This window comes from Micromonospora sp. WMMA1998 (genome assembly GCF_027497375.1).
Taxonomy (GTDB): Bacteria; Actinomycetota; Actinomycetes; order Mycobacteriales; family Micromonosporaceae; genus Micromonospora; species Micromonospora sediminicola.
Genome location: NZ_CP114911.1, coordinates 2,448,430 through 2,461,667, shown reverse-complemented (window position 1 = coordinate 2,461,667; position 13,238 = coordinate 2,448,430). Strand labels below are relative to the sequence as shown.

11 protein-coding genes are annotated in these 13,238 nt (G+C 74.7%); 8 read left to right on the top strand and 3 right to left on the bottom strand.

Annotated features, from left to right (window positions below; genetic code table 11):
* Positions 1–4: 4 nt before the first annotated feature.
* Complete coding sequence (locus O7600_RS10705) at positions 5–211, bottom strand: hypothetical protein (RefSeq protein WP_099164155.1); 207 nt, start codon at positions 209–211, stop codon at positions 5–7.
* A gap of 83 nt (positions 212–294) precedes the next feature.
* Here O7600_RS10705 and O7600_RS10700 point away from each other — a divergent pair, with 83 nt between their 5' ends.
* Positions 295–816 (top strand): DinB family protein, encoded by a 522-nt coding sequence (locus tag O7600_RS10700; RefSeq protein ID WP_281593455.1) that lies wholly within the window; start codon positions 295–297, stop codon positions 814–816.
* Between the two features lie 3 nt (positions 817–819).
* On the opposite strand, the gene O7600_RS10695 is transcribed toward O7600_RS10700, so the two are convergent.
* Complete coding sequence (locus O7600_RS10695; RefSeq protein ID WP_281593454.1) at positions 820–1,680, bottom strand: PfkB family carbohydrate kinase; 861 nt, start codon at positions 1,678–1,680, stop codon at positions 820–822.
* A gap of 66 nt (positions 1,681–1,746) precedes the next feature.
* On the opposite strand from O7600_RS10695, the gene O7600_RS10690 reads away from it, so the two are divergent.
* Both O7600_RS10690 and O7600_RS10685 read left to right on the top strand, forming a co-directional pair.
* Complete coding sequence (locus tag O7600_RS10690; protein WP_281593453.1) at positions 1,747–5,013, top strand: DEAD/DEAH box helicase; 3,267 nt, start codon at positions 1,747–1,749, stop codon at positions 5,011–5,013.
* Complete coding sequence (locus O7600_RS10685) at positions 5,010–6,002, top strand: SWIM zinc finger family protein (RefSeq protein ID WP_281593452.1); 993 nt, start codon at positions 5,010–5,012, stop codon at positions 6,000–6,002. Before O7600_RS10690 ends, O7600_RS10685 begins: the two co-directional genes overlap by 4 nt.
* Before the next feature lie 51 nt (positions 6,003–6,053).
* On the opposite strand, the gene O7600_RS10680 is transcribed toward O7600_RS10685, so the two are convergent.
* Positions 6,054–6,311 carry a DUF3040 domain-containing protein gene (locus O7600_RS10680; protein ID WP_091572710.1) on the bottom strand — a complete coding sequence of 86 codons (258 nt, stop codon included), beginning with the start codon at positions 6,309–6,311 and terminating at the stop codon, positions 6,054–6,056.
* Between the two features lie 575 nt (positions 6,312–6,886).
* Between O7600_RS10680 and O7600_RS10675 the strand changes: the two genes are divergently transcribed.
* From O7600_RS10675 to O7600_RS10655, 5 genes are read left to right on the top strand one after another with little or no spacing between them, the layout of a single operon-like run.
* Positions 6,887–8,974 carry a DUF1800 family protein gene (locus O7600_RS10675; RefSeq protein ID WP_281593451.1) on the top strand — a complete coding sequence of 696 codons (2,088 nt, stop codon included), beginning with the start codon at positions 6,887–6,889 and terminating at the stop codon, positions 8,972–8,974.
* Between the two features lie 14 nt (positions 8,975–8,988).
* Positions 8,989–10,362 (top strand): DUF1501 domain-containing protein, encoded by a 1,374-nt coding sequence (locus O7600_RS10670; RefSeq protein ID WP_281594122.1) that lies wholly within the window; start codon positions 8,989–8,991, stop codon positions 10,360–10,362.
* Positions 10,359–11,774: a ferric reductase-like transmembrane domain-containing protein gene (locus O7600_RS10665; RefSeq protein WP_281593450.1), complete on the top strand. Its 1,416-nt coding sequence runs from the start codon at positions 10,359–10,361 to the stop codon at positions 11,772–11,774. Before O7600_RS10670 ends, O7600_RS10665 begins: the two co-directional genes overlap by 4 nt.
* 10 nt (positions 11,775–11,784) lie before the next feature.
* Positions 11,785–12,384: an FMN-binding protein gene (locus O7600_RS10660; RefSeq protein WP_281593449.1), complete on the top strand. Its 600-nt coding sequence runs from the start codon at positions 11,785–11,787 to the stop codon at positions 12,382–12,384.
* 47 nt (positions 12,385–12,431) lie between these two features.
* Entirely contained in the window at positions 12,432–13,157 is a 726-nt protein-coding gene (locus O7600_RS10655; protein WP_281594121.1) for an FAD:protein FMN transferase, read from the top strand.
* Positions 13,158–13,238 lie beyond the last annotated feature (81 nt).

The window sequence follows — 13,238 nt, the reverse complement described above, 5'->3', positions numbered from 1 at the left end:
CCGGTCAGACCGCCGGGCCGCGCCAGGTGTAGACCCACTCGTGGTCCGGCCGGTCACCCGACTCCAACTCGTAGATCTGCGCCTCCGCCAACCCGCCCGGCCCGAGGTGGTGGTGGGTCAGCGGCGGACGGCCGTTGCTGTCCAACTCGACCGTGACGGTCTCGCCGTCGGCCGTGCCGCCCACCAGAGGGATGTGCACCGAGGAAGCCATGCGCCCATCCTGCCCCGGCCGGCCGGGGCGCGCAGCGGATCACGGGGCAGCGGGCGGGCCACGGTGGCGACTAGGGTCCGGGAATGGCGCACCCGACGATCGATCCGACACTCGGTCCGGTCCTCGCCCGCACGGGCGACGAACGGGCGATCCTCGACGCGTTCCTCGACTTCCACCGCGCCACCGTGCTGCGCAAGGCACGCGGCCTTCCCGACGCCGACGCCCGCCGGCGCCTGGTGCCCTCGCTGACCACCCTGGCCGGGCTGCTCAAGCACCTGACCCTGGTCGAGGGCAACTGGTTCGCACGGCTGTTCGCCCCGGAACCGGGTGACATCTACCTGACCTCGCAGGAGGAGGCCGACGCCAGCTTCACGCTCGGCCCGGCCGACACGGTCGAGGCGCTCGCCGCGGCCTACGAGGCGGCCTGCGACCGGTCCCGGGCCATCGCCGCCCGGTTCGACCTCGACCACGTGGTGCCGCACCCGCAGCTCGGCGAGGTGTCGCTGCGCTGGGTGCTGGTCCACCTGATCGAGGAGACCGCCCGGCACGCCGGTCACGCCGACATCCTGCGGGAGCTGACCGACGGCGAGACCGGCGCGATCTGAGGCTCAGCGCCTCGGGAGCAGCCCGTCCGGATACTCCATCCCGTCGTGCGTGCACGCCGCGGCGGCCACCCGGGCGGCGTAGCGGGCCGCGTCGAGCGGGGCGGCGCCGCGCAGCCGGGCCGCGATCAGGCCGGCGGCGAAGGCGTCCCCGGCGCCGTTGGTGTCCACCACCGGCGCCGGCGGCTCGGCCGCGGGCACGTGCGCCGGCGGGGCGTCCGGGGCGTACAGCGTCGCGCCGGCGGACCCACCGGTGACCAGGACCGTGCGCGGCGCCAGTGCGGCCGCCTCCTTGCCGGCCCGCTCGCCCAGCTTGACGTCACTGACGAAGACCAGGTCGGCGGCCTCGGCGAAGGGGCGGTGGTAGTCGTTGTCGCCGTCCCAGTCGTGCAGGTCGGTGGAGAGGGAGGCGGCGGCGCGCAGCACCGGCAGCGCGTCCCGGGCCCAGTCCATGATCGACACGTGTACGTGGGCCGCGCCGGCGACCAGCGCCGCCAGCTCCGCCTGCGGGAACGGCGCCGGACCGGACCAGGGCCGCGGGTCGTAGAGCGACATCCGCCGGCCCCCCGGGTCGACCAGGTTCACCGAACGGCGGGTGCCGGCGGGCGCGTCGACCAGCACGGTGCGCACCGAGGTACGGGCCAGCGCCGCCCGGACCACGTCGCCGGCCGGGTCGGCGCCCAGCACGTCGACGAGCGTCACCCGGAGGCCGAGCGCGTGCGCGGCCAGCGCCACCCCGGCGCCGGTGTTGCCGATCCGCAGCTCGACCGGGGGCACGGTCAGCGAGTCGGCGGCGGGCAGCGGCAGGGCGGGCACCCGGGCGCGGACGTCCACGCCGAGTCCGCCGATCACGAGGAGGTCGACCATGGCGCCGACGATAACGCCGACCGGCCGCCTATCCTGACCCCCGGGCGTCGTCGAGGGGGAAAGCACGTGCTGGTCATCCACGGGCTGTGGCTGCCCGGCGCCGGGCTCGCCCTGTGGGCCGAGGACGGCACGCTGCCGGCCCGGGCGCCCCGCCGACCCGGCCGCGTGCCGCGCGAACGACCGCACCCGTTCGCCGCCGACCACGCCACGCTCGCCGCCGCGCTCGACGGGCCGCCGGGCGAGCCGGTCTCCGTCCTGCTCGGCCTGCCCACCCGCGCCGGCTCGCCGGTCGACTCGCCCGAGCTGGTCCGGGCCGCCGTCGAGGAACCGGGCCGCGGTCCGGTCACCCGCGCCGGCTGGCGGGTGCCCGCCCTGGCGTACGCCCCGGACGACGCGTACGCGCTGCTGCGCGCGGGATGGCCCGGCCCGGTCGGGGCGAGCCTGCGCCATCTGGGTGAGCTGGCCGACTTCGCCGCCGACCTGGTGACGCGGGGTCGAGTGCTGCCCGGCGTCGTCGACGCGTACCCCCGGGGTGGGCGGCCGGCGTCCGGCCGACGGGCCGACGGGCCGGGCGGCGCGGTTCCCGGCGGGCCGCCGTCGACGGCGCTCGCGGGCCCGGACGGGTCGGCGTCCGGACGGCAGCCGTCGGCGGCGGTCAGGGCCGGGGGCGGGCGAGGGCTGCGGGTGGTGGCCGAGACCGACGTGGCGACCGCGCTCGCGGTCTGGCGGCCGCTGCTCACCGGCACCGACGCGGCGTGGGCCCGCGACCTGGCCCTGGCCCTGCCCCCGGCGGCGCGGGCGGCCCGCGAGTGGCAGCAGGAGACCGCGGGTGCGCCCGTGGTCGCCCCGGCGACGACAGGCGCACCCACCGCAGCCGGGGCGGGGGCGGGGGCGGTGGCGCTGGTCGCGGAGGCGCTGGACGCGCTGGTCGACGCCGCCGCCCGGGTGGCCCTGGCCGACACCCGGCTGCACCGGGGAATGCGCCCCGGCGGGCCGGTTCCGCGCTGGCTGGCCGCGCTCACCGGTCCGGAGCGCGCCTTTCCCGCCGAGCCGGCCGCGCTGGAGACCCTGCGGGCCGAGCTGGACGCGTGGCAGCGCGACGCCGCCGGCGGCGCGGTACGGGGCACGTTCCGCCTGGTCGAGCCGGCCGTCGATCCGGTCGCCGAACTGGTGGAGGGCGCCGCCTGGCGGGTGGAGTTCGGCCTGCACCCGGCCGACGAGCCGGGGCTGGTGGTCGACGCCGGGCACATCTGGCAGCGACCCGCGCCCGCGCTCGCCGCACGGGGCGTGGACCCGCAGGAGACGCTGCTGGCCGAGCTGGGCCGGGCCAGCCGGCTCTGGCCGGAGCTGGAGGCCGCGCTGCGCTCCGCCGCCCCCGAGGGAATGGAGCTGGACGCCGAGGGCGCGCACCGTTTCCTGCGCGAGGGCGCGCCGGTGCTGCACGCGGCCGGCTTCGGGGTGCTGCTGCCGTCCTGGTGGCGGCGTTCCTCGTCGCGGCTCGGCGCGCGGCTGCGGGCGCGTAGTCGCACCGCTCCCGGCGCGGTGGCCGCCACCGCCGGCGGCCTCGGACTGGACGCGCTCGTCGACTACCGCTGGGAGTTGGCGCTCGGCGACCAGCCGTTGACCGCCGAGGAACTGGCCTCGCTGGCCGACCTGAAGTCGCCGCTGGTCCGGCTGCGTGGCCGGTGGGTCGAGCTGGACGCGCAGCGCCTGGAGGCCGGGCTCCGGCTGCTCCGCTCCTCGGGCGAGCTGACCGTGGCGGACCTGCTGCGGATGGGGCTCTCCGGCGACGACCGGGCCGGTGAGCTGCCGGTGCTCGACGTGGTCGCCGACGGGGCGCTGGGCGAGCTGCTGGCCGGCGAGGCGGAGCGGCGGCTCACCCCGGCCGACCCGCCGCCGGGCTTCACCGGGACGCTGCGGCCGTACCAGCGTCGCGGGCTGGCCTGGCTGGCCTTCCTCCAGTCGCTCGGGCTCGGCGGGATCCTCGCCGACGACATGGGCCTGGGCAAGACCGTGCAGCTGCTCGCGCTGCTCGCCGGCGACCCGCCGGAGGTCGGACCCACGCTGCTGGTCTGTCCGATGTCGCTGGTCGGCAACTGGCAGCGGGAGGCGGCGAAGTTCGCGCCCGGGCTGCGGGTGCACGTGCACCACGGCGCCGAACGCGCCCGGGGCGAGGGCTTCGCCGCCGCCGTGCGGGAGTCGGACCTGTTGCTCACCACGTACTCGGTGGCCGCCCGGGACGCGTTCGAGCTGGCCGGCGTCGACTGGCACCGGGTGGTGGTGGACGAGGCGCAGGCGATCAAGAACGCCGCGACCCGGCAGGCCGAGGCGGTCCGGTCGCTGCCCGCGCGGCACCGGGTCGCGGTCACCGGTACGCCGGTGGAGAACCGGCTCGCCGACCTCTGGTCGATCATGCAGTTCGCGAATCCGGGGCTGCTCGGCCCGGCGGCGACGTTCCGCAAGCGCTTCGCCGAGCCGATCGAGCGGCACGGGGACGCCGAGGTGGCCGAGCGACTGCGCCGGATCACCGGCCCGTTCGTGCTGCGCCGGCTCAAGACCGACCCGTCGATCATCACCGATCTGCCGGAGAAGCTGGAGATGGAGGTGGTCTGCAACCTCACCGCCGAGCAGGCCGCCCTCTACCGGGCCGTGGTCGACGACATGATGGCGAAGATCGAGTCCAGCGACGGGATCGAGCGCCGGGGACTGGTGCTGGCCACCATGACCCGGCTCAAGCAGGTCTGCAACCATCCCGCCCAGCTGCTGCACGACGGGTCCGCGCTGGTCGGCCGCTCCGGCAAGCTGGAACGCCTCGACGAGATCGTCGACGAGGTGCTCGCGGCGGGGGAGAAGGCACTGCTGTTCACCCAGTACGCCGAGTTCGGCGGCATGCTGCGCGGGCACCTGTCGGCGCGTACCGGCCGGGAGGTGCTGCTGCTGCACGGCGGCGTCGGCAAGGCCGAACGCGACGCCATGGTGACCCGCTTCCAGTCCCCGGACGGGCCACCGCTGTTCGTGCTCTCCCTCAAGGCCGGCGGCACCGGCCTGACGCTGACCGCCGCCAACCACGTGGTGCACGTGGACCGGTGGTGGAACCCGGCGGTCGAGGACCAGGCCACCGACCGGGCGTTCCGCATCGGACAGCGCCGCCGCGTCCAGGTCCGCAAGTTCGTCTGCGCCGGCACGGTGGAGGAGAAGGTGGCCGCGATGATCGCCGACAAGCGCAGTCTCGCGCGATCGGTGGTGGGCAGCGGCGAGCAGTGGGTCACCGAGCTGTCCACCGCGACGCTGCGCGAGCTGTTCACGTTGGAGTCCGGGGCGGTGGTCGAGTGACCACACCGGACGACCGGCCGGCCCGCCGGTTCGACGAGTACGGGCCGCCGCTGCGGGTCGAGGGCGGCCTGCGGGCCCGCAGCACCCGGGGCGCGATCGGCCAGTCCTGGTGGTCGCGTCGCTTCCTGGAGGTGCTGGAGTCGTTCGCGCTCGGCTCCCGGCTCACCCGGGGCCGGGCGTACGCGCGCCGGGGGCAGGTGATCCGGCTGGACGTCTCACCCGGGGAGGTCACCGCCGAGGTGCAGGGGTCCCGGCCGAAGCCGTACCCGGTCCGGATCGGGCTGGCCGCCTATCCGGAGAAGGTGTGGCGGCGGATCGAGGCGGAGCTGGCCGGGCAGGCGTTCTTCAGCGCCCGGCTGCTCGCCGGCGACCTGCCGGCCGAGTTGGAGGGGGTGTTCGCCGAGGCGGGCGCGCCGTTGTTCCCCGAGCGGGTGGGCGAGTTGACGCAGCGCTGCGGCTGCCCCGACTTCGCGGTGCCGTGCAAGCACCTGGCGGCCACGTTCTACCTGCTGGCCGAGGCGTTCGACGCGGACCCGTTCCAGCTGCTGCACTGGCGCGGCCGGTCCCGGGCCGACCTGCTCGACCGGCTGCGGTCGCTGCGCGGGGCGCACCCGGCCGACACCCCGCCGGACGCCCTCATGCCGAACGTCCTCATGCCGGACGCCGGTGGCGCGGTGCCGGTGCTCGGAGCCGCCCGCGCGTTGGCCGGGCTGCCGGCCGTCGATCCGGACGAGGAACTGGCCCGGTTCTGGCTGTCCCCGACACCGTTGCCGGACCGGCCGCCCACCCTCGCCACCGGGCCGGAGCTGCTGCTGCGCCAGCTCGGCCCGCCGGGTGCCGGGATCGGCGGGCCGGGCCTGGCCGAACGGCTGCGGCGGGCGTACCGGGAGTTCGGTCGCGGCGAAGCCGCGTCGCCCAGGGAGTTCGGTCGCGGCGAGGCCGCGTCGCCCAGGGAGTTCGGTCGCGGCGAAGCCGCGTCCGAGCGTTAAGCGGGGGCCCCTCCTCTACCGGAGGCGTTAAGCGGGGGCCCTTCCTTACGCTCACAGCAGGCGGCGGCGGAACCGCCACATCAGGGCGGCGTTGGCGACCAGCACCACCGCGCAGATCGCACCGGCCAGCCTCCCGGCCAGCACGGTCATCGCCGGCAGCGACGCCCACAACACGATCGTCAGCAGCATCATGTACCGGCCCCGGCGACCCTTGACCCGGTTGTCCAACCGGGCGAAGAACCGCGGATCGCTCTCCCGCAGCTGGCGGGTGATCTGTTCGAACCTGCGCTGATCCTCTTGGCTGAGCATGGCGGCGCCTTCCCCTCACGGCTTCAGCGGTTCGGCGGCATACCCGGATCGAAGGGCGGTCACGCGCCGCCGCTGCTGCTGTTTCGACGAGCCGGACACGAGTGCACACACGGCCCGGTGGCCGGTCGCGGCCGGGACGACGACGCCGCGGAGTGCGATGTACCGCTGAGTCATAAATATGACCAGGCGGTATATCGCCCAAAAATCGTCGTCCCGGCCGTCCAGCAGTCCGGATGTCCGGGACCTCAGCGCAGGCTTATCCCTACCTTAAGTTTGCGTGAGGTGGTGAACGCGGCCGGCAGCGTCACGGCGGGTCGAAACGTCACGTCCGGGCGGTCGACGCCCGGGTAGCCCCTGCTCCGGACGGTCGGCGGTTGGCTTCCCGGTGCCCGGCCCCGTGCAGACGGCCTGAGCACCGTCTTAAGTGCGCGCGCGGGCGCTTCCGGCGCGCCTTGAGCGGCCGGGGAGCGCTGGCTACTTTCCCGTAGCAACTCTCCGGCAACCGTCGCCGCCCCTCCGCCACCCAACCCCCGGGTGGCCGGCGTGCCGGCGCTCGAAGAAAACGGGATAGGTACATGGCCGACCTGAACGTGCCACCGCGTCGACCCCGGGACGACCGCGGCTGGGACGGATACCAGCACCCCCATCCGGACGGGTACCGAGACTCCGCCGCGCCGTACGCCGGCGGGCACCCCGCCCCGCAGTCCGGCGCGGGCCCGCAGTGGGTCGGGCCGAACGGCTTCGCCTCCGCCGGCCACGCGCCCGGCGGCTACGCCCAGCCCGCCGCGGGCGGGTACGCCCAGCCCGCGGCCGGTGGCTACGCTCAGCCCGCCGGCGGGTACGGCCCGCCGCCCGGCCCGGGACTGCCCAGCCTGGACGACGACGGGGACGACGCGCCGCGCCGCGGCCGGCGTCGCGCCCTGGCGACCCTCGGTGGCGCGGCGGTGGTCGCCGGCGGCGCCGCCCTGGCCCTGTCCCCGCAGATCCGTGGCCTGTTCACCGACGAGGCGGCGGGCGACGCCACCGGCACGGTGACCACCGACGGCACCACGGCCCGGCCCAGCGGCCAGCAGCCCAGCACCGTGCGGACCTACACCGAGCAGAACGAGAGCTACATGGGCTCGCGGGCCGGCGCGGCGCTCAAGCGCAACGCCCCGGCCGGTGGCCGCCTGTTCGGCAGCCCGGCGGCGGCCGCCGAGGCGACCGAGGTGACCGTGAAGACGGTGCTCGCCAAGGACCCGATCCGCCACCTGGCCAGCCGGACCACCTTCGGTCCGACGGCCAAGGTGATGGCCGACATCAAGCGGCTGGGCATCGACGACTGGCTGCGCCAGCAGTTGGAGCCGGAGAAGATCGCCCCGACCAAGGCCGAGCTGAAGCTGGCCGAGCTGCCCTCGCTCAAGCTGAGCCCGACCCAGCTGCGCGACCAGCGCGAGCAGCTCAACGAGCGTGGCGTCGACCCGGCCCGGGAGACGGTGGACGCCACCATCGCCCGGCAGATCTGGTCCGACCGCCAGCTCTTCGAGGTGATGGTCGACTTCTGGAACGACTTCCTGCACGTGGCGGCCGACTTCGACGGCGGGGAGAACTACCGCAACGCGTTCGACCGGGACGTCATCCGCAAGCACGCGCTGGGCAACTACCCGGACATGCTGGTCGCCGCGAACAAGCACCCGGCGCTGCTGCTCTACCTGAACCAGGTCGACTCGCGCAAGGACGCGATCAACGAGAACCTGGCCCGGGAGAACCTGGAGCTGTACTCGGTCGGCGTCGACGGTGGCTACACCGAGAAGGACGTGCGCCAGGCCGCGATGCTGCAGACCGGCCGGGGCGTCGCCGACGGCAAGTACATGTTCTTCGCCGACCGGCACTACGTCGGCAAGGTGAAGATCCTCGGGTTCGCCCACGCCAACAACTCGAGCGACCCGAAGGTCGCCGACCAGGTGATCGACTCCTACATCCGGTACATCGCGCTGCACCCGTCGACCGCGAAGTACGTGGCCCAGAACCTGGCCACCCGGTTCGTCTCCGACACCCCGCCGAAGTCGATCGTGGACCGGCTGGCGAAGGCGTACACCACCAACAAGGGCAACATCCGCCCGGTGCTGGCGACGCTGTTCAGCTCGTCGGAGTTCTGGGCCGCCGTCGGCCAGAAGGTGCGCCGGCCGATGGAGTACCTGGTCGCCACGTACCGGTCGCTGGGCGTGGGCCCGGACGCGGCCGCCGGGTTCGAGGGCGACAAGCGGCGTACGCCGTTCGCCCAGGGCCTGCGGCAGATCCAGGACAAGATGCGCGAGCTGGGCCAGTACCCGATGGGTAAGCCCACCCCGGACGGCTACGCCGACGTCTACCTGGCGTGGACCTCGGCCGGCACCATGATCGACGGCTGGAACGAGGCCGGCGACCTGCTCGGTGGCTGGCGTAAGCAGTTCACCTACGTCAAGCCGGAGAAGCTGGTGGCGAAGCCGCCGGCGACCGCCGGGGCGTACGTGGACGCGCTGGCGCAGAAGCTCGTGCACCAGAAGCTGAGCGCCAAGGAGAAGAAGCTCTTGCTCGCCGTGGCCGGGGCCACCGAGAGCACCAAGGTCGACGCCACCTTCAACGGGGCCATCGCCGCGGTCGCGCGGACGATCCTCGCGTCCCCCCAGCACCACCTCCGGTGAGGCATTCGATGGAGATGACCGTGAACCCGTACCCCCTGCACCCCGAATGCCCCGACCTGCGGCGGCTGGCCGACAACCCGGCCGAGGCGCTGCTGCGCGCCGAGGCCGACATCGTCGCGGCCGAGAACGCGGCCGAGGCCGACCGGTACCGCCGCCTGGAGGAGGTCGAGGAGGCCCAGCAGGACGGCCGGGGCGTCACCCGGCGCACCTTCGTCGCCGGCGCCGCGGCCACCGCGACCGCGCTGGCCACCGCCCAGTTCGTCACCACCTCGGCGTCGTTCGCGGCGACCAAGACCGGCACCCTGATCCACGTCTTCCTCTACGGCGGGCTGGACGGGCTCAGCCTGGTCGCGCCGGCCGACGACCCGGTGCTCGCCAAGGCCCGGCCCGACCTGCTGCTCGGCAACGACTCGCTGGCCCTGGGCCGCGGCTTCAAGCTGACCAGCGCGTTCGCTCCGCTGGACAAGTGGCTCAAGGCCGGCCAGCTCGGTTTCGTGCCGGCGGTCTCCGACCCGCGGCTGTCGCGCAGCCACTTCCAGGCCGCCGACGCCTGCAACCTGGGCGGCCTGCCCGGTGAGACCGGTGGCCGGGGCTGGCTGGACAGCCTGGTCGACACGCTCGGCAAGGGCACCGCGTTCCGCAGCGTCGGCATCGGCAGCACGCTGCCCCGCTCGCTGGTCGGCGTGAACGGCGCGATCTCCCTGAACAGCGTGGGGGAGTTGCGGCTCAACGGCGACGACAAGTACCGCGCCGCCACCGAGAAGGCGATCCGCGGCCTGTTCACCGGGATCAACCACCCGGTGGAGGAGTCGGTCATCGAGGGGATGGGCGCGCTGGCCACCGCCCAGAAGCTCGCCGCGAAGCCGTACACCGCCGCTCCCGGGGTCGAGTACCAGGGCGTCGGGAACGCGTTCAAGCAGCTCGCCCAGCTCATCAAGGGCGGGGCGAACGTGCGGGTGGCCACCGTCGGGATGGGCGGCTACGACACCCACGAGAACCAGGGCACGCGCGAGGGTGGTCAGCTCTGGCGGCGGCTCAACGAGCTGGCCAACGCCATGGCCGCGTTCTTCACCGACCTGGGCGACCGGGCGTCGGACGTGACGATCATGGTGTCCAGCGAGTTCGGCCGCCGGGTCGGTTCGAACGGCGGCGGCACCGACCACGGGCACGGCGGCGTGGTCACCGTGCTGTCCGGGCGCAAGCTCGCCGGCTCGCTGCTCGGCGCCTGGAACGGCCTGGACAAGCTGGACAGCGGCGACGTGCCGGAGTACAACAACATGTTCAACGTCTACGGGTCGGTGGCGCAGGGCCGGTTCGGCCTGACCGCCGCCGAGGTGGACAAGGTCTTCCCCCGGCAGAAGTTCACCCCGATCAAGATGTACGCGTGACGTATCAGGACACCCGCGCCGCCGGCCGCCGTACCGGGCACTCCGCCCCGTACGGCGGCCGTCCGGCTGCTCCCGTACCGCCGGGCCGGCCGCGCCGCGGGCCCGGCGGCCGGCGTGCGCTGGCGGTGGTGTTCTGGCTCGGCCTGGCCGCCGCGGTCCTGCCGTGGTGGCTGGACACCCCGGCCGGCTCGCTGACCGACACCGCCGACGTGCTCACCGCCGGCGGTCGGGTCACCGGCCTGGTCGCCGGCTACCTGCTGCTGGCGCAGGTGCTGATGATGAGCCGGCTCGGCGTGCTGGAACGCACGCTCGGCGGCGAGCGGATCTCCCGGCTGCACCGGGACCTCGGCGCCACGCTCCTGGTGGCGGTGCTCACCCACATGGCGCTGCTCGTGGTGGGCTACGCCCGGCAGGAGAAGAACTCGGTCCTCGGCGAGGTCGGCGCGCTGCTGACCGACTACGAGGACATGGTCTCCGCGTTCGTGGCCGCTGGCGTCATGGTGGCGGTCGGGGTCACCGCGGTGCGTGGCGTGCGCCGCCGGCTGCCCTACGAGCTCTGGTACGTGCTGCACCTGACCAGCTACCTCACGCTGCTGCTCGGGTACGCGCACCAGTTCAGCAACGGCGCCCAGCTCTACGAGCCCGGCCCGGCGCGTACCGGCTGGATCGCCGCGTACCTGCTGGTGGTGGCCGCGCTGCTGTGGGGGCGGGTGATCGCACCGCTGGTGTTCAACCTGCGGCACCGGCTGCGGGTGGCCGACGTCGTGGCGGAGAGCCCGGACACCATCTCGATCTATCTGACCGGGCACCGCCTCAACCAGATCGACATGCTCGGCGGCCAGTACTTCCGCTGGCGGTTCCTCAACCCCGGCTGCTGGTGGGAGTCGCACCCGTTCTCGGTTTCCGCGGCGGCCAACGGCCGCTGGCTGCGGCTGACCGTGAAGGTCGTCGGCAAGCACACCGCCGAGCTGCGGGACCTCACCCCGGGCACCCGGGTCTGGGCCGAGGGCCCGTTCGGCACGTTCACGGCGGCGCACCGCACTCGGGAGCGGGCCCTGCTCATCGCCGGCGGCAGCGGCATCGCGCCGCTGCGGGCGATGCTGGAGGAACTGCCGCCGGGCGCGGCGCTGATCTACCGCGCACGGCAGCCCGCCGACGTGCTGCTGCACCGGGAGCTGGACTGGCTCGCCCAGGCCCGGCAGACCTCGGTCTGGTACGTGATCGGCCGTCGCGACGACCCCGGCCCCCGGCAGGTGATGAACCCCGAGGGCCTGCGCCGGCTGGTGCCCGACCTGACCCGACGCGACGTCTACCTGTGCGGCCCCGGCGGCCTGGTCGACGAGGCTGTCAAGGCGCTGCGCGCCGCCGGCGTGCCCCGCCGCCAGATCCACCTCACCGCGTTCGAGCTGTAGGAGAGGCACCATGCGTCGCGCGCTCCTCGCGATCACCGGCCTGGCCGCCGGCACCACCGCGCTGGTGGTGCTCAAGGGCGCCCCGGGCACCGGGCAGGCCGCCCAGGACCTGCCGGTCGCGCTGGCCCCGGCCGCCCCGGGCGGCTCGCCCGCGCCCGGCGGGCCGACCCCCACCGCGCCCGGCGGGGTGACGCCCTCGGCCGCGCCGAGCGTGTCGGCGAAGCCCAGCGCCAAGCCCTCCGCCGACCGGAAGCCGGCCAGCCGGGGCGGCACCCGGACCAGCAGCGCTCCGGCCGCGCCGAAGACCACCACGAAGGCGCCGCCGAAGCCGACCACCCGCACGGTGACCGGCCCGTCGGTCAGTTACAAGTACGGCTCGCTCCAGGTGAAGATCACGCTGAGCGGCAGCCGGATCGTCGACGCCACCGCGATCGGCATGCCGCTGGGCGGGCAGTCCGGCCAGCGCAGCGACGACGTGCAGGCCCGCTACAGCGGCAGCTCGGGCGAGGTGGTGGCGAAGCAGAGCGCGAACCTGAGCACCGTCTCCGGCGCCACCTACACCAGCACCGCCTACAAGCAGTCGCTGCAGGCCGCGATCGACAAGGCCTAGGCTTGACCGCCGCCGGTCGGCCCGGGCTGCGCCGGGTCGAGCAGATCATGGGTACGGCGATCAGCCTCGACCTGGCCGACGACCGGCCCGCCGCCGTCCTGCGCGAGCTGGCCGAGGACACGTTCGACTGGCTGCGCGAGGTGGACGCGCGGTTCAGCACCTACCGGGACGACAGCGAGGTGTGCCGGCTGGACCGGGGGGAGTTGGCGCTGGCCGACGCCTCCGAGCACCTGCGGGCCGTGCTCGAGTGCTGCGCCGACCTGTGGACCGCCACGGACGGCTTCTTCGACGCGTACGCGACCGGGCGGCTGGACCCGTCCGGCTACGTCAAGGGCTGGGCGGCGCAGGTGGCGTCGGACCGGCTGCTGGCCGCCGGCGCCCCGAACCACTGCGTGAACGCCGGCGGCGACGTGCGGGTACGCGGCCACACGGCCAGCGGTGAGCCGTGGCGGATCGGCGTGCGGCACCCCTGGGACCCGGCGGCGACCTGCCTGGTGCTGACCGGCACCGACCTGGCGGTCGCCACGTCCGGGGTCTACGAGCGCGGGCACCACGTGGTGGACCCGCGCCGGGGGACGCCCGCGGTCGGACTGCGGTCGGTCACCGTGGTCGGCCCGGACCTGGGTCTGGCGGACGCCTACGCCACCGCCGCCGTCGCCATGGGCGACCCCGGCATCGCCTGGCTGGACCGGCTGCCGACTCCCTGGCAGCACGCCGTGGTCACCGACACCGCCCGCCTCCTGCACTCCCGCACCCTCCCGGTGACCCCGTGACCTCCCCGCACTCCGGGGGCATGGTCAGCGGAGGGGGCGGTGGAGGATGGCGGGGCGGGAGCCCGGCGGCCGGGGGCGGCC

Coding starts and splice junctions, on each gene's coding strand:
- O7600_RS10705 (WP_099164155.1), bottom strand. CDS start 211: ATGGCTTCCTCGGTGCACATCCCTCTGGTGGGCGGCACGGCCGACGGC.
- O7600_RS10700 (WP_281593455.1), top strand. CDS start 295: ATGGCGCACCCGACGATCGATCCGACACTCGGTCCGGTCCTCGCCCGC.
- O7600_RS10695 (WP_281593454.1), bottom strand. CDS start 1,680: ATGGTCGACCTCCTCGTGATCGGCGGACTCGGCGTGGACGTCCGCGCC.
- O7600_RS10680 (WP_091572710.1), bottom strand. CDS start 6,311: ATGCTCAGCCAAGAGGATCAGCGCAGGTTCGAACAGATCACCCGCCAG.
- O7600_RS10675 (WP_281593451.1), top strand. CDS start 6,887: ATGGCCGACCTGAACGTGCCACCGCGTCGACCCCGGGACGACCGCGGC.
- O7600_RS10670 (WP_281594122.1), top strand. CDS start 8,989: ATGACCGTGAACCCGTACCCCCTGCACCCCGAATGCCCCGACCTGCGG.
- O7600_RS10660 (WP_281593449.1), top strand. CDS start 11,785: ATGCGTCGCGCGCTCCTCGCGATCACCGGCCTGGCCGCCGGCACCACC.
- O7600_RS10655 (WP_281594121.1), top strand. CDS start 12,432: ATGGGTACGGCGATCAGCCTCGACCTGGCCGACGACCGGCCCGCCGCC.